The organism is Citrobacter sp. CtB7.12, assembly GCF_001297795.1.
GTDB lineage: Bacteria > Pseudomonadota > Gammaproteobacteria > Enterobacterales > Enterobacteriaceae > Citrobacter_A > Citrobacter_A amalonaticus.
This window is the reverse complement of record NZ_LIFT01000009.1, coordinates 23,396-49,017: the sequence shown is the minus strand read 5'-3', so window position 1 is coordinate 49,017 and position 25,622 is coordinate 23,396. Positions and strand designations below refer to the sequence as shown.

Below are 25,622 nucleotides of genomic sequence, written 5' to 3'. Positions count from 1 at the left end.
ATAGCGAAACGGTAATTTGTTACCGCCAAAAAACAGTCTGTTTTTTTACGCTATTTTTTTCGCCAGCTTTCGGCCAAGGGATTCGAGAATATAAATAACGGGAATTTGCGTGGTGATATCGTACACGCCAGCAATGCGGGTTTGCGGCACATGCCAGGAGAGATTAAAGTCCGCCAGTTTGGCGAGGCGCGAGTGTTCATGGCTGGTAATCGAAAGCACTTTGCAGTTATGCAGGCTGAACTGGCTGGCAAAGCGCAGGATCTCTTCGGTTTCGCCAGAGACCGATAACACAATCGCCAGCGCATTACGCGCCATGTCGTTCGTCACCGGGAAATAAGGATCATCAATGTGGTTGCTGAATTTCCCGACGTTTGAGAAAAAACGCGCGCCATATTTCGCCAGGGCCCCTGAGGTACCGGCACCGACAAATATAATGCGCTCGGACGATAAAATAATCTCTATAGCCTGATCGAGTAATTGATCAAATTCATCGTTATTTACCCCTTTAAAGAAACTGATAATCTCGCTGGCACCAAAATTAGCCTGTTGCGGTTCGTTCTGCTCTAAATATAATTTAAAGCGTACGCGAAATTCAGAGTAGCCTTCACAGTTAAGCTTGCGACAGAAACGCAACACGGTGGTGGTCGATACACCCGCCGCTTCAGCCAGTTCCCGAATGGTCATGTACATGACTTTGTCACGGTTCTTGATGACATAGTTGTAGACCAACATCTCAATGTTGTTGAGACTGGCGATGGCAGCGTGGGAGAACATACTCACAATGGCAATACTCACTCATCAGATTTTACCTAAAGGGAATAATAACATGCAGCCAAATGACATCACTTTTTTTCAGCGTTTCCAGGACGACATTCTGGCAGGGCGTAAAACGATCACTATTCGTGATGAGTCAGAATCTCACTTCAGGACCGGTGACATTCTGCGGGTAGGGCGTTTCGAGGACGATGGCTATTTTTGCACAATTGAGGTGCTGGGAACGTCAACCGTCACGCTCGACACGTTGACGGAAAAACATGCACAACAGGAAAACATGACGCTGGAGGAACTGAAGCGGGTGATTGGCGAGATTTACCCGAATCAGTCACAGTTTTATGTGATTGATTTTAAACGCCTTTGAATTAAATGAACAACTGTTAGTTGAAAAATGAGCTTCAACACCTTGATTTATAACGATTAGTTTTAAAGTGATATTTATTTTAGCTAACAGGTGTTCACTGGAACCATTCTCAGTTACGCTAGAGGCGCAATCACGAACAAGTTCGTTTCTCCGGAGTAAGTTATGGTCCAGAAGCCATTAATCGCGCAAGGATATTCACTGGCAGAGGAAATCGCCAACAGCATCAGTCATGGCATTGGGCTGGTGTTTGGTATCGTCGGTCTGGTGTTGTTGCTGGTGCAGGCGGTGGACATGAATGCCAGTGCGACAGCGATTACCAGTTACAGCCTGTACGGCGGCAGCATGATTTTGCTGTTTCTGGCATCGACCCTGTATCACGCGATACCACATCAGCGGGCGAAGATCTGGCTGAAAAAATTCGACCACTGTGCGATTTACCTGCTCATTGCCGGGACCTATACGCCGTTTCTGCTGGTTGGGCTAAATTCACCGCTGGCGCGTGGGCTAATGATCGTTATCTGGAGTCTGGCGCTGCTCGGCATTTTATTCAAACTGACGATAGCCCACCGGTTTAAAGTGCTGTCGCTGGTGACCTATCTGACGATGGGGTGGCTGTCACTGATTGTGGTGTATCAACTGGCGATCAAACTGGCGGCGGGCGGCGTAACGCTACTGGCCGTAGGCGGCGTGGTCTATTCGCTGGGAGTGATTTTCTACGTCAGTAAGCGTATTCCCTACAACCATGCTATCTGGCACGGGTTTGTGCTGGGCGGCAGCGTATGCCACTTTCTGGCCATCTATTTGTACGTAGGACAGGCGTGATGTGATGCTTTACCGTCTTATCCGGACTACGACTTTTCCCCGTAGACCGGATAAGCGAAGCGCCATCAAGTGCTGATGAATTACTCTTCCAGTGAATAGGGCAGCGGTTCGATGTGCAACGTGTTGGCATCGTCGCGCACGCGGAATACGCTGTCGGCCTCCATATCGTTGTTCATCACCACCTGTACCCGTAGCTGACCGTCATCCAGTTGCACTGCCGCGAGGACGGTGCCAGTACGACGCCAGTTCTCACCCATTTTCATTTCAAGATCGTCACCCGCTTCCGGTACACGACTGGCCTTACCCGCCAGAGACCATAACGCGCGTTTGTTCGCCCCGCGGAATTTCGCTCGCGCCACCATCTCCTGACCGGTATAGCAGCCTTTCTTAAAGCTGATACCGCCCAGCGCCTGGAGATTAGTCGCCTGCGGGATAAACTGCGCGCTGTTTGCTGAATCAATCACCGGCAGACCGGCCTCAATATCCAGTGCCAGCCATTGCTGACTGTTATTCAGTTCGGCTTCACCACGCAGTTTTTCGGTTACGGTTTCCGCGGTTGCCACATCGGTAACCAACAGGAAGCGTTCTACCGGATGTTCAAACCACAGCAGGGTCGTCGCTCCTTCACGCGTGACAGGCTTTTCGCTGTCGGGCAGTTCGCTGAACAGATTCACCAGTGCGGCACGCGCCTGGAAACCCGCCACACCCAGCAGTATGCGTTCGTCGTCTGGGGCAATCGTCACTTTCGAGAACACAGCGTATTTTTTCAGTTCGCCTACCTGCGCATCACGCAGACTACGGCGTTCAATCCAGGCAAAACCGTCGCCGTCGCGGAACAGCCGCAGGTTGCTCCACATTTTTCCTTTAGCGTCGCAGTGGGCGGCCAGGACGTGTTGGTGTTCAGTCAGTTGACTCACGTCAGCTGTCACCTGACCCTGGATATACTTCTCGCTGTCAGCCCCGGTAATCGTGGCCAGCGCCCAGTCATCTAACGTCATCAGCGTCACGGGCAAACGCGCTGAAGCTGAGGGTTGACGAGGTGGAAATGGAGTAAATGCCATAAAAATGTCCTGATTTGCTTAACGCAGTGATAATGACTAATGGTAAAAGAGCTATGGCCCAATGCAAGCGCTTTGATAGTCCCATTTGTGCCTTATCTTACAGATTGCGAGGCGGCATCCAGAAAACATGAACCCATTGACTTATTGGGGATTTAATTAGCCATCGCGCTTGTGGTTACGGATATTCCCGCAAAACAGGATGAAAAACACGTTACAATAGCCGGGTAGTTCATTTGAGTGAGACAGGAAGAAGAACATGGATATTAACAATAAAGCACGTATTCACTGGGCATGCCGACGCGGTATGCGTGAACTCGATATTTCCATCATGCCGTTTTTCGAACATGAATACGACACGTTGAGTGATGATGAAAAACGTATTTTTATCCGCCTGCTGGAGTGTGATGACCCGGATTTATTCAACTGGTTGATGAATCACGGTAAACCGGCAGATGCTGAACTGGAGCAGATGGTACGACTCATCCAGACACGGAATCGGGATCGTGGTCCTGTGGCAATCTGATCTCCGCGTCTCATGGCGCGCACAGTGGCTATCACTCCTTCTGCATGGGCTGGTGGCCGCGGCGATTCTATTAATGCCATGGCCGCTGAGCTACACGCCGCTGTGGTTGATACTGCTTTCGCTGGTGGTGTTTGACTGTGTCCGCAGCCAGCGGCGAATTAACGCCCGTCAGGGAGAGGTCAAACTTCTGATGGATGGACGGCTCCGCTGGCAGGGGCAGGACTGGCTTATCGTCAGTGCACCGTGGATGATCAAAACCGGCATGATGCTGCGCTTGCGCTCAGAAACCGGTAAACGCCAGCATTTGTGGCTCGCGGCTGACAGTATGGATAAGGCGGAATGGCGGGATTTACGCCGCCTGATGATGCAACCGTCGACGCAAGGGTAGTGCCGACGAATGCCTGATGGCGGGCAGCTTTAAGGCCTACGATGCGGTGTGTCATGTAGGCCGGATAAGGCGTTTACGCCATCATCCGGCAAAACGGTTATCAGGAATAGTGCTCGGCCATTTCACCGAGAATCTGCTCGCACCACGCCTGAATACGCTCATCGCTGAGATCGTATTGATTGGTTTCATCCAGTGCGAGACCGACGAACAACTGCCCATCGGCAATAACCGGTTTAGGGCTGGTGAACTCGTAGCCTTCGGTAGGCCAGTAACCGACGAATTTGACGCCTTTGGTCGACAGTTTGTCATGCAACATGCCCAACGCGTCAAGGAACCACTCGCCGTAGCCTAACTGGTCGCCCATACCGTAAAGCGCGACAATTTTGCCTTCGAGGTTGAGTTCGTCCAGTTGATCCCAGACGGCTTCCCAGTCCTCCTGAATTTCACCGAAATCCCAGGTGGGAATGCCTAAGATCAGCACATCGTACTGCTCCATCAGGGCCGGGGCATCATCTTTCAGATTATGCAGCGTCACCAGTTCCGGGCCGATGATGTCACGAATTTTCTCCGCAGCCATCTCGGTGTAGCAGGTGCTGGAACCGTAAAAAAGACCAATATTCATCGCGTAAACGTCTCAATACTTGCTATGACTTTGCGCGTAGTGTACCAGAAACCCGTATCATTGAGTCATAATGGCAGACTGCAGAATCAAAGGAGCAGATGTGGAACAGGATCTTGCGCGCATCGAACAATTCCTTGATGCGCTCTGGCTGGAGAAAAATCTGGCGGAAAATACGCTGAGCGCCTATCGCCGCGATCTGACCATGCTGGTGGAGTGGCTCGCGCACCGTCAGGTGTCGCTGGAAACCGCGCAAAGTGACGATCTGCAGGCCTTGCTGGCCGAGCGGATGGACGGTGGGTATAAAGCTACCAGTACCGCACGACTGCTGAGCGCGGTGCGGCGGCTATTCCAGCATCTTTACCGCGAGAAAATTCGCACCGACGATCCAAGCGCGACGCTGGCATCGCCCAAGCTCCCGCAGCGTCTGCCGAAGGATCTCAGTGAAGCGCAAGTAGAACGGTTATTACAAGCTCCCGTGGTTGACCAACCGCTGGAGTTACGCGATAAAGCCATGCTTGAGATTTTATATGCCACCGGACTGCGCGTGTCTGAACTGGTCGGACTGACGATGAGCGATGTCAGCTTGCGTCAGGGCGTAGTGCGGGTGATTGGTAAAGGCAATAAAGAGCGTCTCGTGCCATTGGGCGAAGAGGCGGTGTACTGGCTGGAGACGTATCTGGAACATGGGCGTCCGTGGCTGCTGAACGGCGTGTCGATTGACGTGCTGTTTCCCAGCCAGCGCGCGCAGCAGATGACGCGCCAGACCTTCTGGCACCGCATTAAGCACTATGCCGTCTTAGCGGGAATCGACAGTGAAAAGCTGTCGCCGCACGTTTTACGCCACGCATTTGCCACGCATTTGCTCAATCATGGCGCCGATTTACGCGTGGTGCAGATGTTGCTGGGTCACAGCGATCTCTCCACCACGCAGATTTATACTCATGTTGCGACAGCGCGCCTGCGTCAACTTCATCAACAGCATCACCCAAGAGCGTGAATGCTGAGCGAACAGGAAAGGTTATGAAAAAAGGTTTAATGCTGTTTACCCTGCTGACCACTGCGTTTTCCGGCCTGGCACACGCCGACGACGCCGCGATCCGTCAGTCTCTGACGAAACTGGGCGTGCAGAGCACGGATATTCAACCCGCCCCGGTTGCCGGGATGAAAACGGTGCTGACCAACAGCGGCGTGCTGTATGTGACAGAAGACGGTAAACACATCATTCAGGGGCCAATGTACGATGTCAGCGGCGCGACGCCAGTCAACGTGACCAACCAGCTGCTGATGAAGCATCTGAACGCGCTGGAAAACGAAATGATCGTCTATAAGGCGCCGCAGGAAAAACACGTCATTACCGTCTTTACCGATATCACCTGCGGCTACTGCCACAAGCTGCATGAAGAGATGAAGGACTACAATGCGCTGGGCATTACCGTGCGCTACCTCGCCTTCCCGCGTCAGGGACTGGAAAGCCAGGCTGAGCAGGATATGAAGTCCATCTGGTGCGCGCAAGACAAAGCCAAAGCGTTTGACGACGCGATGGCAGGCAAAGGCGTGAAAGCGGCGACCTGTGAGGTGAACATCGCGGATCACTATGCGCTGGGCGTGCAGTTTGGCGTAAGCGGTACACCGGCGATTGTGCTGAGCAACGGCTATGTCGTGCCAGGCTATCAGGGACCGAAAGAGATGAAAGCGTTTCTTGACGAGCACCAAAAACAGACCAGTGGTAAGTAATTCGCGTGAAACAACAGATACAACTTCGTCGGCGGGAAGTCGATGAGTCGGTAGAACTGCCTGCCGACCTTTCGCCGCTGCTACGTCGCCTGTATGCCAGCCGTGGCGTACGCAGTGCTCAGGATCTTGAGCGCAGCGTCAAAGGCATGCTGCCATGGCAGCAACTGAGCGGCGTCGAAAAAGCGGTCGAAATTCTCTATAACGCCTTTCGCGAGGGGACGCGCATCATTGTTGTCGGCGATTTCGATGCGGATGGGGCGACCAGTACCGCCCTGAGCGTGCTGGGTATGCGCGCTCTGGGCTGCGATAACATCAGCTACCTCGTGCCAAACCGCTTTGAGGATGGTTACGGCTTAAGTCCGGAAGTGGTCGATCAGGCCCATGCGCGTGGCGCGCAGCTGATCGTCACCGTCGATAACGGTATCTCTTCCCATGCCGGTGTGGATCACGCCAGGGCGCTGGGGATCCCGGTCGTGGTCACCGATCACCACCTGCCGGGCGAGACGCTGCCCGCCGCCGAAGCCATCATCAACCCGAATCTGCCCGATTGTGATTTCCCCTCGAAATCGCTGGCCGGTGTGGGCGTGGCGTTTTACCTGATGCTCGCCCTGCGTACCTTCCTGCGCGACAAAGGCTGGTTTGACGAACGCGGCATTGCGCCGCCAAACCTGGCGGATCTGCTCGATCTGGTCGCGCTGGGCACTGTGGCGGACGTGGTGCCGCTGGATGCCAACAACCGAATCCTCACCTGGCAGGGCTTAAGCCGCATTCGTGCCGGGAAATGCCGTCCGGGGATCAAAGCGTTGCTGGAAGTGTCCAACCGTGATGCGCAAAAACTCGCCGCCAGCGATTTAGGGTTTGCGCTTGGTCCGCGTCTGAATGCGGCGGGTCGGCTGGATGATATGTCCGTCGGCGTGGCGCTGCTGTTGTGCGATAACATTGGCGAAGCGCGGGTACTGGCCAACGAACTGGATGCGTTAAACCAGACCCGTAAAGAGATTGAACAGGGAATGCAGGCGGAAGCGCTGACCCTGTGCGAGAAGCTGGAACGCAGTCGCGAAACGCTGCCCGGAGGTCTGGCGATGTATCATCCTGAGTGGCATCAGGGGGTGGTCGGGATCCTCGCCTCGCGCATTAAAGAGCGTTTTCACCGCCCGGTGATCGCTTTCGCACCGGCTGGCGATGGCACGCTAAAAGGCTCCGGACGTTCCATTCAGGGACTGCACATGCGTGATGCGCTGGAGCGGCTGGATACGTTGCATCCGGGGTTGATGATTAAATTCGGCGGCCATGCGATGGCGGCGGGACTGTCGCTGGAAGAGGCAAAATTCGACCTGTTCCAGCAGCGTTTTGGCGAGCTGGTCACGGAATGGCTGGATCCCTCGCTGTTACAGGGGGAAGTGGTCTCTGACGGCCCGCTCAGCGCCGCGGAGATGACGATGGAGGTCGCGCAACTGCTGCGTGATGCCGGTCCGTGGGGGCAAATGTTCCCGGAACCGCTGTTTGACGGGCGTTTTCGCCTGCTTCAGCAGCGTCTGGTTGGCGAGCGACATTTGAAAGTGATGGTCGAACCCGTTGGCGGAGGACCGCTGTTAGACGGCATCGCCTTTAACGTCGACACTGCCTGCTGGCCGGATAACGGCGTGCGCGAAGTCGAGCTGGCCTACAAACTGGATATTAACGAATTTCGCGGCAACCGCAGTTTGCAGATCATCATCGATAATATCTGGCCCGTGTAATCTGACCAATTTCCCGTCACTATTCTCTATAAATAAGCGCGTGGATTGGGTACAATCCCGCTCTTATCACCGCATTTTGACAAGTCCAATAAAAGAAATCAGACCATGTTTGAAATTAATCCGGTAAAAAACCGCATTCAGGACCTCACGGAGCGCTCTGACGTTCTTAGGGGGTATCTTTGACTATGATGCCAAGAAAGAGCGTCTGGAAGAAGTAAACGCCGAGCTGGAACAGCCTGACGTCTGGAACGAACCCGAACGCGCACAGGCGCTGGGTAAGGAACGTTCCTCGCTTGAAGCGATTGTCGACACCCTCGACCAAATGTCTCAGGGTCTGGAAGATGTTTCCGGCCTGCTGGATCTGGCTGTAGAAGCCGACGACGAAGAAACCTTTAACGAAGCCGTTGCTGAACTCGATACGCTTGACGAAAAACTAGCGCAACTGGAGTTCCGCCGTATGTTCTCCGGCGAATATGACAGCGCCGATTGCTACCTCGATATCCAGGCCGGTTCCGGCGGTACTGAAGCGCAGGACTGGGCAAGCATGCTGGAGCGTATGTATTTGCGCTGGGCAGAAGCACGCGGCTTCAAGACCGAAATTATTGAAGAGTCAGAAGGGGAAGTGGCCGGGATCAAGTCCGTGACCATTAAGATTTCTGGCGAATATGCCTACGGCTGGCTGCGTACGGAAACCGGCGTTCACCGTCTGGTGCGTAAGAGCCCGTTCGACTCCGGTGGTCGTCGCCATACCTCGTTTAGCTCCGCGTTCGTTTACCCGGAAGTGGATGACGATATTGATATCGAAATCAACCCGGCGGACCTGCGTATCGACGTGTATCGCGCATCCGGTGCGGGCGGTCAGCACGTTAACCGTACGGAATCCGCGGTGCGTATTACCCACATCCCGACCGGGATTGTGACGCAGTGCCAGAACGACCGCTCCCAGCACAAGAACAAAGACCAGGCCATGAAGCAGATGAAAGCGAAGCTTTATGAACTGGAAATGCAGAAGAAAAACGCTGAGAAGCAGGCGATGGAAGACACTAAATCCGACATCGGCTGGGGAAGCCAGATCCGTTCTTACGTCCTTGATGACTCCCGCATTAAAGACTTGCGTACCGGGGTTGAAACCCGCAACACGCAGGCGGTGCTGGATGGCAGCCTGGATCAATTTATCGAAGCAAGTTTGAAAGCAGGGTTATGAGGAACCAACATGTCTGAACAACACGCACAGGGCGCTGACGCGGTAGCCGATCTTAATAACGAACTGAAAACGCGTCGTGAGAAACTGGCTGGCCTGCGTGAGCAGGGTATCGCCTTCCCGAACGATTTCCGTCGCGATCACACCTCAGACCAACTGCATACTGACTTCGATGCGAAAGAGAACGAAGAGCTGGAAGCGCTGAACATCGAGGTGTCCGTTGCAGGCCGCATGATGACCCGTCGTATCATGGGGAAAGCGTCCTTTGTGACGTTGCAGGACGTGGGTGGCCGCATTCAGCTGTACGTTGCCCGTGACGATCTGCCGGAAGGTGTTTACAACGAGCAGTTCAAAAAATGGGATCTCGGCGACATCCTCGGCGCCAAAGGAAAGCTGTTCAAAACCAAAACCGGCGAACTGTCTATCCACTGCACCGAATTGCGTCTGTTGACCAAAGCGCTGCGTCCGCTGCCGGATAAATTCCACGGTTTGCAGGATCAGGAAGCGCGTTATCGTCAGCGCTATCTGGATCTCATCTCTAACGATGAATCCCGCAACACCTTTAAAGTGCGTTCTCAGATCCTGGCCGGTATTCGTCAGTTCATGGTCGGTCGCGGCTTTATGGAAGTTGAGACCCCGATGATGCAGGTGATCCCAGGCGGCGCGTCTGCGCGTCCGTTTATCACCCATCACAATGCGCTGGATCTGGACATGTACCTACGTATTGCGCCGGAACTGTACCTGAAGCGTCTGGTGGTTGGCGGCTTCGAGCGCGTATTCGAAATCAACCGTAACTTCCGTAACGAAGGGATCTCCGTGCGTCATAACCCAGAGTTCACCATGATGGAACTCTACATGGCCTATGCGGACTATAAAGATCTGATCGAACTGACCGAGTCTCTGTTCCGTACGCTGGCGCAGGACGTGTTGGGTAAAACGGAAGTGCCTTACGGCGATGAAGTGTTCGACTTCGGCAAACCGTTCGAAAAACTGACTATGCGCGAGGCTATCAAGAAATACCGTCCGGAAACGGAAATGGCTGAACTGGATAACTTCGACTCCGCCAAAGCGATTGCTGAATCCATTGGTATCAAGGTCGAGAAGAGCTGGGGTCTGGGCCGTATCGTGACGGAAATTTTCGAAGAAGTGGCCGAAGCGCATCTGATTCAGCCGACGTTCATTACCGAATACCCGGCAGAAGTGTCTCCGCTGGCGCGTCGTAATGACGAGAACCCGGAAATCACCGATCGCTTTGAGTTCTTCATCGGCGGTCGTGAGATCGGTAACGGCTTTAGCGAGCTGAACGATGCGGAAGATCAGGCGCAGCGCTTCCAGGATCAGGTTGACGCGAAAGCGGCGGGCGACGACGAAGCGATGTTCTTCGACGAAGACTACGTCACCGCGCTGGAGCACGGTCTGCCGCCGACCGCGGGTCTGGGTATTGGTATCGACCGTATGGTGATGCTGTTCACCAACAGCCACACCATCCGTGATGTGATCCTGTTCCCGGCGATGCGTCCGGTCAAATAAGCTTCACGGCGACGGCTAATAAAAAACCCCGGCTGACATGCCGGGTTTTTTTATTGCTGACGGCTAAAGTTAAGGAGTGACGCTCGCGCCGTATCGTTTGACGCCTGCATCACCATCCACGGGCTGAAAGCCCACGGCGTCGCGTCAATTCCGCGTAAAACCTCCTCCAGATCGCTCCACTGATAATCCATCACTTCATCGCGATTGACCTGCAGTTCACTGGTCACCCGTGCTGCATAGACCGGGCAGACCTCATTCTCGACGATCCCACTGGGATCGGTCGCGCGATAGCGAAATGCCGGGTAGACGGGAGTCAGACTGGCAATCTCTACGCCCAGCTCATAACGACAGCGGCGGATAACAGCCTCTTCGTGACTTTCACCTTGTTGAGGGTGGCCGCAGACCGAGTTAGTCCAGACGCCTGGCCACGCTTTTTTTTCCAGCGAACGGCGAGTCACCAACAGCTGTCCCTCTGTATTGAACAGCCAGGAGGAGAAGGCGAGATGCAATGGTGTGTTAACGGTGTGGGCGGTATATTTTTCCAGCGTGCCGGAAGGGGTGTCCTGTGCATCCAGTAAAATGACGTGTTCCTGTCGCATAATGTCTCACTGTCAATCTCAAGCGCACACCAGTATATGAGATCTCACGATGAAATGATTAACGCCGGGAGCGTTTAACACAGGAATGTGACATCCGCATCTTGCGGTACGGATGTCGGGAGCGGGGCGTGATTTTAGAAAAACAGCAGCATAAACCGGAAGCGACTTTCGATACCCAGCGCAATGCCGTCAGAAATGGCGGGTATCGACATCAGCATGAGCAACAGCAAGGTAATCAGGCAGCGCCAAAAGAGATTCATGCTATTCATCCTGCTGATTTTTTTTCAGCTTACGCATCAGTAACCACATTCGAACCGTTCTGACCTTCAGGTTTTTATCCGAGACGGATTCCTGCACCAGCCCGGTATGGTGGTGGTAGCCATTGAAAAACAGATTCAGTATGACAGCGCTGAAGGTGGCAAGCATAATTCCGCTGTGCAGTAACGGCTGGAGAACGGCAGGCAGGCGAGAGAAAAAGTCATGCGATAACGTCGGCGTCATGCCGACGCCCAGGCTGATGGCCACAATGTAGAGGTTGTAACGGTTCGTGGTGTAATTGCAGCGCGAGAGAATGCGGATCCCGGTTGCCAGTACCATACCAAACATCACCAGACCCGCGCCGCCGAGGACGAACTGCGGAATGGAGGCGACCAGAACCGCCATTTTCGGCACCATGCCAAACAAAATTAAGATGACGCCGGAAGCGATGCAGACCCATCGACTGTGCACGCGCGTGACGCTGACCAGGCCAACGTTTTGGGAAAATGAGGTGTGGGGAAAGCTGTTAAACAGTCCGCCAATCATTGTCCCGACGCCATCCACGCGCAGGCCGCGAATGATATCCTGCGATGAGAGTTTGCGACCGACGATTTCGCCGAGCGCCAGGAACATCCCCATCGATTCAATAAACACAATGATTAACACAGCCGTCATGGTCAGAATCGACACCGGATCAAAGACAGGGGTGCCGAAGGCCATCGGTGTGACAATCGCGAACCACGAGGCATCGTGCAGGCCTGACAAATTCACTTCATTCATCATCCATGACAACGCAAAGCCAAAGATGATCCCCAGCAGGACCGCGACGTTGGACATGAAGCCTTTGGCAAATCGGGTGATTAATAAAATAAAGATTAAGACCGCAAATGAAATCCCTAAATAGACCGGATTCCCATACTCAGGATTACCTTTTCCGCCAGCAGCCCAGTCAACGCCCACCTGAATAATGCTCAGACCAATCGAGGTGATCACCACGCCCGTTACCAGCGGTGGAAATAAGGGCATCAGGCGACCGACAAGCGGCGCTAAGAGTGTGGTGATCGCGCCAGCGGCAATGGTTGAGCCAAAAATGCCCAACAGACCGATATCCGGATTGATGCCAATCGCAATCATCGGCGTCACCGCGGCAAACGTCACCGACATAATCACGGGCAGGCGAATCCCCATAAAGCGACCGATGCCAATACATTGCAGCAGGGTCACGATCCCGCAGCAGAAGAGATCCGAGCTGATTAACAGCGCAATAGCTTCTTTGCTGAGGCCGAGTCTGTCGCCAATCATCAGCGGTACAGCGACCGCGCCTGCGTACATGACCAGCACATGTTGCAGACCGAGTACGACCAGCTTGCCAGGCGATAATATACGGTCGACCTCATCGGTGGCGCGGCCTTGCCCCGACGGTGAGGGAAGTTGGGAATCTATGGCGCTCATGCGTTTTCTCCTGAATGGCGAGGCCGATAGAACAGCTCCGCGCGCGTTGGCGCGGAGCCTCGCTTAAATAGCCCATCCGCCGGCGTAGAACGCCACCAGCGCGACGGTAATAATGACGGTACCGATGTTCAGCTTCTGCCATTCCCGGGCAAAAACGCGACCGACAACCAGCGTCACGAAACCGAGCATAATGCCGGTGACGATATTGCAGGTCAGGACGATAAAGACCGCGCAGACCAGACCGGCCATCGCATCGATGAAGTCATTGAAATCCAGTTTTGAGACATTACTGAGCATCAGTAAGCCGACGTACATCAGCGCAGGCGCCGTCGCATAGCCGGGTATCAGGTAAGAGAGAGGCGATAAGAACAGGATAAGCAAGAACAAACAGCCGACGATGGCGGCGGTCAGTCCTGTTTTTCCACCGGCGGCGGTTCCCGCAGCGGATTCAATATAGACGGCGGCCGGTGCTGCGCCCACCAGACCGGAGAATACGGAGCTGATGGAGTCGCTGGTCAACGCTTTACCGCCGTTGATGATTTGGTTGTCTTTATCCAGCAGATTCGCTTGTCCGGCGACGGCGCGGATGGTGCCGGTAGCATCAAATACCGCCGTCATCACCAGCGCCAGTACGCTGGGCAGCACCGCAGGCTGTAAGGCGCCCATGATATCAAGACTGAAAATCAGAGACTTACCGTCTTCACCGCTCAGGCTGGGCATGGCGACCAGGCCGTGATATTTAACGGCAGGGTCAAATATCAATCCGATAATCGAGATGGCGATAATCACCAGCAGGATCCCGCCAGGGACGCGGCATTTCTCCATCCCGAAGATGACCGCCAAACCCAGCAGACTCATCAGAACCGGAAAAGAGGTAAATGCGCCGAGTGCCACCGGAAGCCCTTCCAACGGGTTTTTAATCACCATACCGACGCCGTTCGCCGCGATCAGCAACAGGAACAACCCGATGCCAATCCCTGTGCCATGCGCGATACCCATGGGTAAGTTTCGTAAGATCCAGGTCCGGACGCCGGTGACCGAGATAGCGGTAAAAATGACCCCCATCAGGAAAACCGCGCCGAGGGCGACAGGAATCGAAATGTGTTGTCCCAGCACCAGGCTGAATGCGGTGAAGGCGGTCAGCGAAATAGCACAGCCAATCGCCATCGGCAGGTTGGCCCACAGGCCCATCAACAGCGAGCCGAAGCCTGCGACGAGGCAGGTGGCGACAAAGACGGCGGCGGGTGGGAATCCCGCTTTCCCCAGCATTCCGGGCACGACTATGACCGAATAGACCATCGCCAGAAAGGTGGTCAACCCGGCCAGTATTTCCTGACGCACGGTACTGCCACGCGCCGTAATCTTGAAGTAATTATCCAGCGCGCTGCGTGGTTTCGACGCGCCGGGGGTTTGCAGAATATCTCCAGACATAATGATGTCCTCAGCAGGATGTTAGCGTTCTGTCAGGTCCGTTCGTACACCAGACGTCCGTCGACGTAAGTGCGGTAAATTGAGCGATCGTCGCCCAGCGTCATCATCACGAACAATTTGTCGACCAGGGATGTTGAGTTGTCATAGCGCAGTTGTTGCAGCGGCGTCGCTGTCGGTTCCAGCACCACAAAGTCCGCCTCTTTGCCCGGCATAAAGTTACCAATCAGATCGTCGAGGCCCAGCGCTTTCGCGCCGCCGAGCGTCGCCAGGTAAAAGGCTTCGTATGCCGAGAGTCGGTACCCCTGTAGTTGCACCACTTTGTAGGCTTCGTTCAGCGTTTGCAGCATGTTGAAGGTGGTACCGGCGCCGATATCGGTTCCCATACCGACGTTGATCTTCTTCCTCCAGGCTTTTTGCAGATTGAACAAACCGCTGCCGAGGTAGAGGTTTGAGGTCGGACAAAAGGCGATGCTGGAGTGGGTTTCGCTCAGGCGATCCCACTCTTTCTCTTCCAGATGGACACAGTGGGCGAAGACGCAATTTTTGCCGGTCAGCCCGTACTGGTGGTACACATCCAGATAGCCGTCATGTTCAGGATAGAGTTTTTTAACCCAGGAAATTTCGTCTTTGTTTTCACAGAGATGGGTATGTACCCAGGTGTCGGGATATTCTTCCCGCAGACGCTGCGCCATCGCCATCTGTTGCGGTGACGAGGTCGGGGCGAAGCGCGGCGTGATGGCATACAGCAGGCGGCCATTTTTATGCCAGCGCTCAATCAACGCCTTACTTTGCAGGTAGCTGCTCTCGGCGTCGTCCAGAAGATAATCCGGCGCGTTACGATCCATCATCACTTTGCCGGCGATCATGCGCATATTGATATGGCTGGCGGCTTCAAATAGCGCATCCACGGACTGCGGATGCACCGTGCCAAAAACCAGCGCGCTGGTGGTGCCGTTACGCAACAGTTGCTTGATGAAAAAAGCTGACATCTCGCGTGCGTATTCCAGATCCTCATAGCGTCTTTCGGTCGGGAAGGTGTGCTTATTCAGCCATTCCAGCAACTGCTCGCCATAGGCACCGACCATTTCACTCTGGGGGTAATGGATATGCGTATCAACGAATCCCGGCACGACCAGTTTTCCGCGATAGTCACGGACACGGATGGCGTCAGGGATCCGCTGTTTTCCTGCTTCCCACTCACCAAACCATTCGACTTTTCCCTGGCGAATCAGCAGCAATCCGTCTTCCAAAAATCGCAGCGCTGAGGCGATCTCTTCCGGGTTTTCAACGGTGCGGGTGACATCAATAAAGCTGCCGCGTACCGCTTTCAACGTGTGTTCTCCAGACATCGTAAACTCCTTTACCGTTAATCCGTTTCCTCCGGGGAGACGATGCCCGGCAGCACTTCTTCAGGCCGGTAGCCTCCTGGGAGAATGATATTCAGTAGAATGGCGGTCAGACCGCCCGCGCAGATGGGGTTTTCCACCAACACATAAATTGAGGCCGGCAGGATTTTGAATATTTCCGGGTCATAGGAGACGCCCAGCCCCAGTCCCAACGAGGTGGCAACAATCAGCGTTTCACGGCGCTTAAGCCCGTTCGTGATGATGATGCGGATCCCGGCGATTGCGATCATCGAGAACATTAGCGTCATCGCGCCCCCCAGCACCGCCGAAGGAATAGTGGTAAAGAAGCCGCCAATCATGGGAAACAGTCCAAGCAGCACCAGCATGACGGCGATGGTGCGGCCGATATAGCGAGAGGCGACGCCGGTCATCTGGATAACGCCGTTGTTTTGCGCAAAGGTCGTCAATGGCAGTGAACCCACTGCAGAGGCAATAACGGAGACCAGCCCATCGGCCAGCACGCCGCCCTTCAGGCGTGACTGGTATTCATCTCCCTGAATGGGGCGTCTGGACACCATCGCGGTCGCGGTAATGTCGCCGACGGCTTCCAGCACGCTGAGCAGATAAATGGTCCCCACCACCAGAAAGTGATGAAAGTTGAACTGGAAACCGTACTTAAAAGGGGTCGGGATGGTGACCCACGGCAGATTGCGCATACTGCTGAAATCCACCATGCCCAGGCACAAAGAGACGATATAACCCACGCACAGCCCGATCGCGATGCCGCCCATTCTCAGTAACGGACTGCGGCAGCAGTTAAAACCGATCACCACGATCAGCACCAGCAACCCGACGCCGATATTCTCGTAATTTCCGTAGGTGCCGCTGCTTTTCGCCGCAAAGCCGCCGCCAAAATCGATAATCCCGACTTTAATCAGGCTCAGGCCAATCATCAGCACCACAATTCCGCTGACGGTCGGCGTGATGACCCTGCGCAAGTAAGGCAAAATGAAAGACGATCCCACCACCAGAAATGCCCCGACAAATGAAACGCCAAGCAGCGATGACATGATCAACTCTTCGTGGAATCCATCGTTTTTCATCCCGCTGCCCAGTGCAATCATTACCGTGACAAACGAAAAGTTGACCGACTGAATCGAGAGTAAGCCGGAACCGACCATGCCATAGCGATTGACCTGCAGCCAGGTGCCGATGCCAGATGCAATCATCGCCATTGAGACCAGATAGGCGGTGGTTTCCGTTGAGAGCTGTAGCGCGGTGCCAACAATTAATGCGGGCGTGACCATGGGGACAAAGATGGCCAGCAGGTGGGTGATCGCGCCGATAATAGACTGATGAAAGGGAGGGCGATCCTCCAGTTCGTAAATCAGATCTGAGCCTGCACGTGATATATCAGACATCCCTTCACTCCTTAATAAGTAAATTTGATCATCTGAATCAGCAGAATTAAATTCTGCGAATTTGAGGCGCAGGTTGCCCTGAGAACGGCTTATCTCATTTCCGCAGACGGCATTTAATCGTTATTGAGTCATGTGAGCGGGCCGCCTGAGCGGCCCACGTCGTTACATTTTTTCCAGCGCGGTCAGTATTTTCTCCGGTGTGAAATGCCATTCGCGTAACCATACGCCACAGGCATCATGAATAGCGGTGGCAATGGCCGGTGCCGCGCCGTTAACGCCAATTTCAGAGATCGATTTGGCACCAAAGGGGCCAACCTTATCGTCGCTTGGCACCAGAACGGCACGAAAATCCCGAGGGATGTCGCCAATTTTTGGCGCACCGTAACTGCGCAGATCGCGGGTCAGCGGATGGCCTTCGGCATCATAGAGGATCTCTTCGCTCAGACTATGGCCAATGGCCCGCATTGACGCACCGTAGATTTGCCCGAGTGCGAGTTCCGGGTTGACCGGTGTGCCACAGTCCAGCAGTGCGTAGAACTTGTCGAGACGGATTTCGCCGGTTCGGGTATTCACCGCGACTTCGGCGAAGTTCGCCCCATACGGAAATGCGAAGTCTGCGGTGATGTAACTGGCCGTGGCGACCAGCGTGCCAAAACCAGTTCCCGTCTCCGCTTTGTGCGCGATCTCAGCGTAACTCACTTCGCCCTGCTTGCCGCGTACAACGCCAGGTGCTACCAGTTGAACATCAGCAACGGGTTCACCCAGCATCTGCGCCCCATGAAAGAGGATTTTCTCACGCAGGTTTTCTGCTGCCTTACGCGCCGCGTTCCCCGAGAAGCAGGTGCCGGATGAGGCGTAAGCGCCTTTGTCGAAGAGTGCATGGTCAGTATCGCCGGAAATGACATGCACTTCCTCTGGCGCACAGTGCAGCACTTCCGCCGTCAGTTTAGTGACAACCGTATCCAGCCCGGTGCCAATATCTGCGCCGCCGGAGTGGACGATGAAAGTGCCATCGGACTCCAGTTTGATCATGCAGTTCGCCTGATCGATGTCCGGGATCCCTGATTTCTGCATAATAATGGCGACCCCGCGACCGGTACGCCAGTCACCGTCCTGTGGTTTGGGCGACGACCAGTCGATCATCTTCCGTCCCTGACGCAGGATCGCTTCCAGTGCGCAACTGGCGGCGGAAGGAACGGAGGTTGGCGCTTTCCCTTCACCGATCGCGCCGAGAATTTTCAGTTCCTGTCCCTCGTGAACCCGATTGCGTTCGATGATCTCCAGTTGGTCAATTTGCAGTTGTTCGGCAAGCTCGGCTAACGCCATTGTCATCGCAAAGGTGCCTTTCGGTGCGCCATAGCCCTGATACGCCCCCGTCGGACAGATATTGCTGTAGTAGGTGGTGACCTGGAAATCGACGTTGTCGCAGGGGTACAGCGGTAACGAGAGCGCCGGGCCGTTGCTCGGCACGGTCAACGAATGGTTGCCATATGGGCCAGTATTGGCGCGGAAGTCCATTTTGACCGCCGTCAGGCGACCATCTTTCTTCGCGCCAAGTTTGACCGTGACTTTTGCAACGTGACGGGAGGTATTGGCAATAAACTCCTCTTCACGGGTATAGCGGAAATAGACCGGGCGTCCGGTCACGCAGGTCGCCCATGCGCAGACTTCTTCCAGCAGGATGTCCTGTTTAGAACCAAAGCCGCCGCCGACGCGTTCCTTAATGACGTGGACTTTGTGCTGCTTCATGCCAACGAGACGGGCAACCTGGCGGCGAAGGTGCCACGGTACCTGAGTTGAGGCGTGAATGATCAGGCGATCGCCGTCCATGCGCGTAAAACAGATGTGAGGCTCTGCCGGACACTGCTGCGCCTGTGTGGAGTGATAAGTGCGCTCGATGACCACATCCGCTTCGGCAAACCCTTTCTCCATATCGCCGATATGACCATGAATGCTGGCGGCGATATTTTTCCGCGGGCGTGAACCAATCGGGAAGTTGATGACCATGTGCTCGCCACGTTGGGCGGCATGGCGGTTATCTTCTTCCAGTGTCTGTGGCGCGCCTGCAACGTACACTACCGGTTCATCGTGTACGACGGGTGCATCGTCTGCCATGGCTTCGTCTATCGACAATACCGGCTTAAGCACATCATATTTCACATCAATGAGTTCGAGCGCGGCCAGCGCAATCTCTTCACTCTCTGCAACCACGGCGGCAACACGATCGCCGACATGGCGCATTTTTTTGCCGAACATGCGGCGGTCAAGCGGGGAGGGTTCAGGCGCGCTCTGCCCGCCGGGCGTATAATAGATGTCCGGGCAGTTGCGGTGGGTGATCACGTGAACCACGCCGGGCAATGCTTCGGCTTTGCTGACGTCGAGATGAGTGATCAACGCATGGGCGTGCGGACTGCGCAGCATTTTAATTACGCAGGCGTCTGGGGTGATACGGTCTTCCACATAGCAGGGTTTGGCCTGGACCATTTTGGCCGCATCGGTTTTTGGCCAGGGTTTACCAATCACCGCGAGATCGTCGCGGAAAGTGGGGGCGACAGTCATACGGGCTTGCGGATCGTTTTTACGCGCCACCGCCAGTTCGATCACCTGATAATATTGCTGCCAACCCGCATCACGACTGAACAGGCCGGACAACGCATCGTCAATCTCTTCACGGGTAGGATTCGCGATTCGTTCCAGCAGATCGGTGATGATCAATGCGGCGGCCGGATCGTTATAACCGGACTGCACGACGCCGACATCCACCATCGCCTGTTGTACCAGGCTCAACGCATTCCATTGACCGAGTGATTCGCTGGTGCGGATCTCCGCATGATCCAACTGTGCGGCAATCAGTAATGAGGCATTAACGATGCGACCATTGTAGAGAATCGCGTCCGAACCGGCGAAACCGAATCCGTCGTCACTGTTGCGCACCGAGTGCATGCCCAGGTTAAACAGCAGCTTCTGTACGTTTTCTCCCGGGTTAATCTTCATTTCACGGGCCATGCCGTTCAATGTGAAGTGAATCATCATACAACGTCCTCCCCGGCCATCAGACAGTCGGCATACAGATCGGCGACAACCACGCCGGTGATATAGCGCTTATAGGCCGCGCTGCCCCGAATATCATCCTGTGGGAACAGGGCGTTTGCGACCGCCTGTTCCAGTTCCGTACCTTCTCGCGTTTGTGTTTCCACATCACGCAGGCGCAGTGCTTTTTCCGCCACGCCGTCCAGCGCGATGCACATGCCACCGTGCTCAGTCAACGCGACCGCCGCCGTCACGACGGTTAATCCGGCCTGTGAACGGCTCACTTTGCGCGTGGCGCAAGGGCGGAAGGGATCTTTAATGATAATTTCGGTGAGCAGGCGATCGCGTGGATCGGCGAGATAGCTTTCCAGCGACAGAGTTTCGCCATCACCACACACCAACTGGGCGTCCAGCGCCAGCAGGACGGGGAGTAACACGGACTCTTGCTGTTGCGCGGCAATCTCGCCGCCGAGGGTCGACTGGTTGCGAAGATGGCGGGAGTAGATAAAGCCTATCGCCTCACGCAGTGCCGCCGGGAGATAGCGGGCGTCATGCAACGGTTGCAGGCGAGTCATCGCCCCAATACGCAATGCGCCATTGTCCCAGTCAATCCACTCCAGTTCCAGATCCTGCAATGAAATGGCAATCCGCTTATCGGTACGCGTTGGCGTGGCGTTAAGTTTGCTGCCCCCGGCAAACCAGACGGCGTCCTCCTGATAGCGGCGCTTGAGTTCCAGCGCCTGGTCAACGGAGTCGGGCCTGAAAAATTGTTCAATCATCATCATTCCTCATCACTCCCTCTCCCGTTCAGGAGAGGGTATGGGCTATGCCAGCGCATCCATTCGCCGCCACATGTTGGCGGCGGCTTTTCGGGCCTGCGCATAAATGGAATCGGTATCGAAAGTAAACTGACGGTCTTCATACACCATCACGCCATTCACCATCACGCTGTGCACGCTGCCTGAACCGAGACCGAAAGCGATATGCCCGGCAACGTTTTCAGCGATCAGCGGCGTCGGCGACGAATAGTCGAGAAGGGTTAAATCAGCTTTATAACCGGCTTCCAGTTGGCCAAATTTTTCTCCGAAGTTGCGGTGCAACAGTTCGTTGCCGTTCGCCAGTGCTTTCGCAAAGCTGTCAGGCCACAGAGGACCGCCCGCGTCGCGATGTTTGAAGAAGGCAAATTTCATCTCTTCAAGCATGTCGGAGCCGATACCGTCCGTCCCCAGCGCCAGATTGCGAATATGGGTAAGGTGGTGGTTATAGCCCACATGGTTGTTCATGTTGGAGCGGGCATTGTGTACCAGGAAGGCATCTTGCTGATTCAGCAGGGCGATATCTTCCGCAGACAGGTACAGGCCGTGTGCGACCAGCGTTTTACGGTCGATGAGCCCATATTCCGCCAGCCTGACCAGCAGGTCTTTACCGTACAGATGATGGCTGTGTGAGACATCGTAGCTGTCCTCTGCCGCATGAATATGCAGCCCGCGCCCGGTGGCGTTGATGGCCTCGCGTAGCATTTCCAGACCAGCGTCGGGTACGGTAAAGGGGGCATGCGCGCCAATGTGCGCTTCCACCAGGTACGGCTCGCTACCGCTCTCTCGCGCATGGTCTATCTGACGGGCGAAGCGAATATTCTCTTCGACGCCTGCCTGTAGCTCTTTGATACCTTCGTTACGGTCGGTGGTTTCAAAGCAGGTCATTGCTCGCAGACCGACTTTTAAAAAGGCTGAACGCAGCGTAGAGAGCGAGCCCTGGATGTAGCCTGGTGAAGCATGGTGATCGATAACCGCAGAGCATCCGCTCTTAATCGCCTCCAGCGAGCAAATTAGTCCGCTGTAGTAGAGCGACTCTTCGTCCAGCGCCCGGTCCAGGCGCCACCACAGGTTTTTCAACGTTGAGATAAAGTCCGGGCTGGGGGCGATATTGGCCTGGATCCCGCGCGATAAACCGGAGTAGAAGTGGTTATGCGCACAGACCAGGCCTGGCATCACGATTCGCCCATGCATCTCTTTCCATTGCGCTTGCGGATAGCGCTGCGTCAGGGCGTCACCCACCTCAACAATAACGTCTTTGTCGATTGCAATATCCACCCCTTCACGCACGCTGGCCGGATGAAGTTGTACGGCGGTGACATTTTTCAGAATCAACATGATTACACCTCCACGCGGCCTAACAGGTAATGGTGATGCTGGTGGACATAGCTAATGACGCGGCACATGTCATCCAGTTCCGGCGGGATGCTGGCGAACTGCCCATCATGGCTGATGTTTAATACCCAGCTTTGGTCATTCAGCCGGACCCTGACCCGATCGTCTTCCACCAGGAAACCCGGGTTACTGCTGTTGTCGAAATCCTGTGGCAGGCTAAAGAGCGTGACTTTGTCTTTATACGGCTTGCCCTGCCACGGACAGAATTGAGCGCAGTTACCGCATTCGTTGCAGTAAGCATCCAGATGTAGCGTCTGGAAGCGATTCTGGAATCCTGGCACGGGAATTGACACATTGGCGCGGTTCGGACAGACATCGACGCATTTGCTGCAGACATAGTTGCATTCAAGGCAGCGGGCCGCTTCCTGGGCGACAAAGGCGTCACGGTCATCTTTATCGACCTTCGCGACCGCGATCTCGCCTTTACGCTGATAGATTTCAGCGGGGCTGACGTTATTCCAGCGTTTATCGCCATGGTGGGAGCGGATATTTTCCCGCCAGAGGATGGTATCCGTGGCCCGACGCGCAGAGCCGATGGCGGCAACAATGGATGATGGACCACGCTGGACGTCGCCAATCATGAACACGTCGGTGAGGCGGGTTTCGCCGTTGTGATTCACCTCTGGCCAGCCTTTGCTGTCAAGCGGAACACCCATTGCATTCAGTGCTTCGGTATCCTGCTGTTCACCAATGGCGGTAATCAGACTATCGATGTACAGCGTCAGCGTTTCGTCGGTTTCAACCGGGCGGCGCCGTCCTTTCTCATCCGGCTCTCCGAGCGTCATGACGCGCAGGGTGAGTGTGCCATCCGCATCAAAACGTTCAGGGTTGTTGAGAAAGCGGAACTCAACCCCATCGTGCAGGGCTTCTTCATACTCTTCACGCCAGGCGGGCATCTCCTGCAACGAACGGCGGTAGACCACGGTGACTTTCTCCACACCCGGCACGCGCAGTGCCGCACGGGCACAGTCCATCGCCGTGTTGCCCGCGCCGACGATCGCCACATGCTTACCGAGCGTCAACGCAGTTCCCTGATTGTATTCACGCAGGAAGGGAAGCGATTTCCAGATGTTGGGGTTATCGCCGTCGAGCTTCACGCCGCTGTTTTTATCCGTACCGGTTGCGATCAGAACGTAGTGGAACCCCTTTTCTTTCAGGCTCTGTACGGTCAGATCTGGCGCACAGCCATATTCGAACTTCACGCCGTGATCGGCGACAAAATCGATATCGTGCTGGATGAGTTCTGCCGGAATACGGAACTGAGGAATGATATTTTTCACCACGCCGCCCGCGTTGGCTTCGCGTTCAAATAGCGTCACCGGGTGTCCTGCCCGGGCAAGGAAGTAACCGGCCGCAAGCCCGGCCGGGCCCGCACCGATGACTGCAACCGGATGACGAGAGCCTGAGCCTGCGGGTTTGTGCCAGCGCTGTTTGTATTCATCCCACCCCTTTTCCAGCGCCACTTTTTTCAGTTCACGGATGTTCAAAGCGCTGTCATAGTCCAGACGGGTACAGTTGTACTGACACTGATGATCGCAGATATGACCGGTGATTGCCGGGAGGGCGTTTCGCTGATAAATCAGTTCCAGCGCGTCGGCATAACGCTGCTCGCCCAGCAGGCGAATATACTCCGGAATGTCCTGTTTGATGGCGCAGGCCGTAATACACGGGGCGACGTAGCAGTCGGTCAGCGGCAAGCCGCCGGCCACGTCAATGCGCTCTTCAGGTTTCCAGTGTTTTTGGGTATAGGCCATCGTGACGGCCTCTTCCGCCAGTCGATTCAGTCGTTCGACATCGACATGTTCCATTCCCCACGCATCTGAAGACTCCAGCTCACGCATACAGGCGCTGAGTCGGAGGTAACCGCCTGGCTTTAACAGGTCGGTCGCCATGGTGATCGGACGAATGCCGGTGTCAAAGATATCGCGGATGGTCAACTGGCTGGCGCCGCCGGAATAGGAGATGGGCAATTGGCCGTCGAAGGCCCGGGAAAGCACGGCCGCCACGTTGATTGAGAGCGGGAACAGCGCCCGGCCAGACATATACATCTCTTCGCCGGGAAGCGCACCTTTGTTATTGACGGTGCCCAGGGTGTTGGTGAGTTTTACGCCAAAACCCAGCGACTTTTCTTTTGCCAGCGCCATCAGGCGCTGCAACATTTCCAGCGCCTGGGTGAGCTTCAGATCGTGCTCAAATGACTCTTCTTTTAAGCCGATATAACCGAAGCCACAGCTGTCCAGAATTTCACGTACGCGTGAATAGCCCAGCAGCGTCGGATTCAGCTTCACAAAGGTATTCAGCCCTTTTTCTTCCAGCATATAGCGGCAGATGGCTTCGATTTCGTGCGGTGGGCAGCCGTGCATCGTGGACAGCGTGACACCCTGCACCAGTTTTGTGGGAATGCGTCCCGGCAGCGCCTGTAGACGTTCCCGATGTGCGTTCAACCCGTGGCGCGCGAGGAATGTTTCATCATGCAGCCATCGCTGTAGCGTGTCGCGGTACTGCACAAATTTAGGGTGCGCGGATGCGTCCATCATGTTGTCGATGAACGCCTGCATGGGCGGTTGCTTGATGCCGTCGAGGTTATAGCCGACGCTCATATTAAAAATGAACGATTTACCAGTCTCGCTACCTGAAGGTTGCAGCAGTTGCTCGAGTAAATGCAGGGCGAACCAGGCTTTAAGATACTCATCCCATGCTTTCAGCAGGGTAAATTCCGTCGACCATTCGGTATTGAAGCACTCATCTTCCGCATCAATACAGGGTTTTTCCAGTTCGAGCCGATCGAGAATTTGCACTGTTTTGAGTTCAATAAACCGACCGCCAGTCAGCCAGGAGGTGATGATATTTTGTGCGAGCTGGGTGTGCGGGCCGGCGGCGGGGCCGACGGGGGTGGCACAGGTTTCACCAAATACGCTTATCGATTTGCCTTTTTCCGGTGAATAGAACTGCTGCTCAGGAATACCAAAGATCGAGCGCTGCTGCTGATATTCATCAAATAGGCGCGTCAAAAGTTCCTCAAACGGAATCGGACGCATTATATCCCCCATACCCCTCTCCTTAGCTTTACTCGGCTTTCTTCAGGTCGTGGCAAGACAACCGGAAGGTGCGCGTGTT

Annotated in this window: 22 protein-coding genes; 9 read left to right on the top strand and 13 right to left on the bottom strand. The window is 55.0% G+C overall.

The window, feature by feature from the left end:
- Positions 1-45: 45 nt before the first annotated feature.
- On the bottom strand, positions 46-774 hold the full coding sequence (locus AOY24_RS12975; protein ID WP_044254008.1) for a MurR/RpiR family transcriptional regulator: 729 nt from the start codon (positions 772-774) through the stop codon (positions 46-48).
- A gap of 52 nt (positions 775-826) precedes the next feature.
- Here AOY24_RS12975 and yqfB point away from each other — a divergent pair, with 52 nt between their 5' ends.
- Both yqfB and AOY24_RS12965 read left to right on the top strand, forming a co-directional pair.
- Positions 827-1,138, top strand: a complete 312-nt coding sequence (gene yqfB, locus AOY24_RS12970; protein ID WP_054176763.1) for a N(4)-acetylcytidine aminohydrolase — start codon at positions 827-829, stop codon at positions 1,136-1,138.
- A gap of 162 nt (positions 1,139-1,300) precedes the next feature.
- Positions 1,301-1,960: a hemolysin III family protein gene (locus AOY24_RS12965; protein ID WP_044264418.1), complete on the top strand. Its 660-nt coding sequence runs from the start codon at positions 1,301-1,303 to the stop codon at positions 1,958-1,960.
- 80 nt (positions 1,961-2,040) lie between these two features.
- Here AOY24_RS12965 and ygfZ read toward each other — a convergent pair whose 3' ends face one another.
- Positions 2,041-3,021 carry a tRNA-modifying protein YgfZ gene (gene ygfZ, locus AOY24_RS12960; RefSeq protein WP_044254013.1) on the bottom strand — a complete coding sequence of 327 codons (981 nt, stop codon included), beginning with the start codon at positions 3,019-3,021 and terminating at the stop codon, positions 2,041-2,043.
- Positions 3,022-3,277: 256 nt separating this feature from the next.
- On the opposite strand from ygfZ, the gene sdhE reads away from it, so the two are divergent.
- Both sdhE and AOY24_RS12950 read left to right on the top strand, forming a co-directional pair.
- The gene (gene sdhE / locus AOY24_RS12955; RefSeq protein WP_042322123.1) at positions 3,278-3,544 is read left to right on the top strand and encodes an FAD assembly factor SdhE; all 267 of its coding nucleotides are present in this window, start codon (positions 3,278-3,280) and stop codon (positions 3,542-3,544) included.
- Positions 3,525-3,932, top strand: a complete 408-nt coding sequence (locus AOY24_RS12950; RefSeq protein ID WP_044254016.1) for a protein YgfX — start codon at positions 3,525-3,527, stop codon at positions 3,930-3,932. Before sdhE ends, AOY24_RS12950 begins: the two co-directional genes overlap by 20 nt.
- Before the next feature lie 100 nt (positions 3,933-4,032).
- Here the strand turns inward: AOY24_RS12950 and fldB are convergent, their stop codons facing one another.
- A complete protein-coding gene (gene fldB / locus AOY24_RS12945) occupies positions 4,033-4,554 on the bottom strand; it encodes a flavodoxin FldB (RefSeq protein ID WP_042999366.1) in 522 nt (173 codons plus the stop codon).
- Positions 4,555-4,654: 100 nt separating this feature from the next.
- Here fldB and xerD point away from each other — a divergent pair, with 100 nt between their 5' ends.
- The 5 genes from xerD (at position 4,655) to lysS (ending at position 10,758) form a co-directional block, all read left to right on the top strand.
- The gene (gene xerD / locus AOY24_RS12940; protein ID WP_042999367.1) at positions 4,655-5,551 is read left to right on the top strand and encodes a site-specific tyrosine recombinase XerD; all 897 of its coding nucleotides are present in this window, start codon (positions 4,655-4,657) and stop codon (positions 5,549-5,551) included.
- A gap of 23 nt (positions 5,552-5,574) precedes the next feature.
- Positions 5,575-6,288, top strand: a complete 714-nt coding sequence (gene dsbC, locus AOY24_RS12935) for a bifunctional protein-disulfide isomerase/oxidoreductase DsbC (protein ID WP_054176762.1) — start codon at positions 5,575-5,577, stop codon at positions 6,286-6,288.
- Between the two features lie 5 nt (positions 6,289-6,293).
- On the top strand, positions 6,294-8,027 hold the full coding sequence (gene recJ, locus AOY24_RS12930; RefSeq protein ID WP_042999369.1) for a single-stranded-DNA-specific exonuclease RecJ: 1,734 nt from the start codon (positions 6,294-6,296) through the stop codon (positions 8,025-8,027).
- A gap of 105 nt (positions 8,028-8,132) precedes the next feature.
- A protein-coding gene (gene prfB, locus AOY24_RS12925; RefSeq protein ID WP_099433741.1) for a peptide chain release factor 2 occupies positions 8,133-9,231 on the top strand; the annotation gives its coding sequence in 2 pieces (ribosomal slippage) (positions 8,133-8,207 and positions 8,209-9,231; 1,098 coding nt in all).
- A 9-nt stretch (positions 9,232-9,240) separates the two neighbouring features.
- Positions 9,241-10,758: a lysine--tRNA ligase gene (gene lysS, locus AOY24_RS12920; RefSeq protein WP_042999370.1), complete on the top strand. Its 1,518-nt coding sequence runs from the start codon at positions 9,241-9,243 to the stop codon at positions 10,756-10,758.
- A 50-nt stretch (positions 10,759-10,808) separates the two neighbouring features.
- Here lysS and idi read toward each other — a convergent pair whose 3' ends face one another.
- From idi to ygfK, 10 genes are all read right to left on the bottom strand, one after another.
- A complete protein-coding gene (gene idi / locus AOY24_RS12915; RefSeq protein ID WP_054176761.1) occupies positions 10,809-11,357 on the bottom strand; it encodes an isopentenyl-diphosphate Delta-isomerase in 549 nt (182 codons plus the stop codon).
- A gap of 134 nt (positions 11,358-11,491) precedes the next feature.
- Positions 11,492-11,617 (bottom strand): hypothetical protein, encoded by a 126-nt coding sequence (locus tag AOY24_RS25385; protein ID WP_099433739.1) that lies wholly within the window; start codon positions 11,615-11,617, stop codon positions 11,492-11,494.
- A gap of 1 nt (position 11,618) precedes the next feature.
- Positions 11,619-13,067: a nucleobase:cation symporter-2 family protein gene (locus AOY24_RS12910; protein WP_054176760.1), complete on the bottom strand. Its 1,449-nt coding sequence runs from the start codon at positions 13,065-13,067 to the stop codon at positions 11,619-11,621.
- Between the two features lie 63 nt (positions 13,068-13,130).
- Positions 13,131-14,498 (bottom strand): guanine/hypoxanthine transporter GhxQ, encoded by a 1,368-nt coding sequence (gene ghxQ / locus AOY24_RS12905; RefSeq protein ID WP_054176759.1) that lies wholly within the window; start codon positions 14,496-14,498, stop codon positions 13,131-13,133.
- 32 nt (positions 14,499-14,530) lie between these two features.
- Positions 14,531-15,847: a guanine deaminase gene (gene guaD / locus AOY24_RS12900; RefSeq protein WP_054176758.1), complete on the bottom strand. Its 1,317-nt coding sequence runs from the start codon at positions 15,845-15,847 to the stop codon at positions 14,531-14,533.
- A gap of 17 nt (positions 15,848-15,864) precedes the next feature.
- Positions 15,865-17,265 (bottom strand): NCS2 family protein, encoded by a 1,401-nt coding sequence (locus AOY24_RS12895; protein ID WP_042999375.1) that lies wholly within the window; start codon positions 17,263-17,265, stop codon positions 15,865-15,867.
- A 162-nt stretch (positions 17,266-17,427) separates the two neighbouring features.
- Complete coding sequence (locus AOY24_RS12890; protein ID WP_054176757.1) at positions 17,428-20,298, bottom strand: molybdopterin-dependent oxidoreductase Mo/Fe-S-binding subunit; 2,871 nt, start codon at positions 20,296-20,298, stop codon at positions 17,428-17,430.
- Entirely contained in the window at positions 20,295-21,074 is a 780-nt protein-coding gene (gene ygfM, locus AOY24_RS12885; protein WP_054176756.1) for a molybdopterin-dependent oxidoreductase FAD-binding subunit, read from the bottom strand. Before ygfM ends, AOY24_RS12890 begins: the two co-directional genes overlap by 4 nt.
- Before the next feature lie 45 nt (positions 21,075-21,119).
- Complete coding sequence (gene ssnA / locus AOY24_RS12880) at positions 21,120-22,448, bottom strand: putative aminohydrolase SsnA (RefSeq protein WP_054176755.1); 1,329 nt, start codon at positions 22,446-22,448, stop codon at positions 21,120-21,122.
- 2 nt (positions 22,449-22,450) lie between these two features.
- A complete protein-coding gene (gene ygfK, locus AOY24_RS12875; protein ID WP_054176754.1) occupies positions 22,451-25,555 on the bottom strand; it encodes a putative selenate reductase subunit YgfK in 3,105 nt (1,034 codons plus the stop codon).
- Positions 25,556-25,622: the final 67 nt, after the last annotated feature.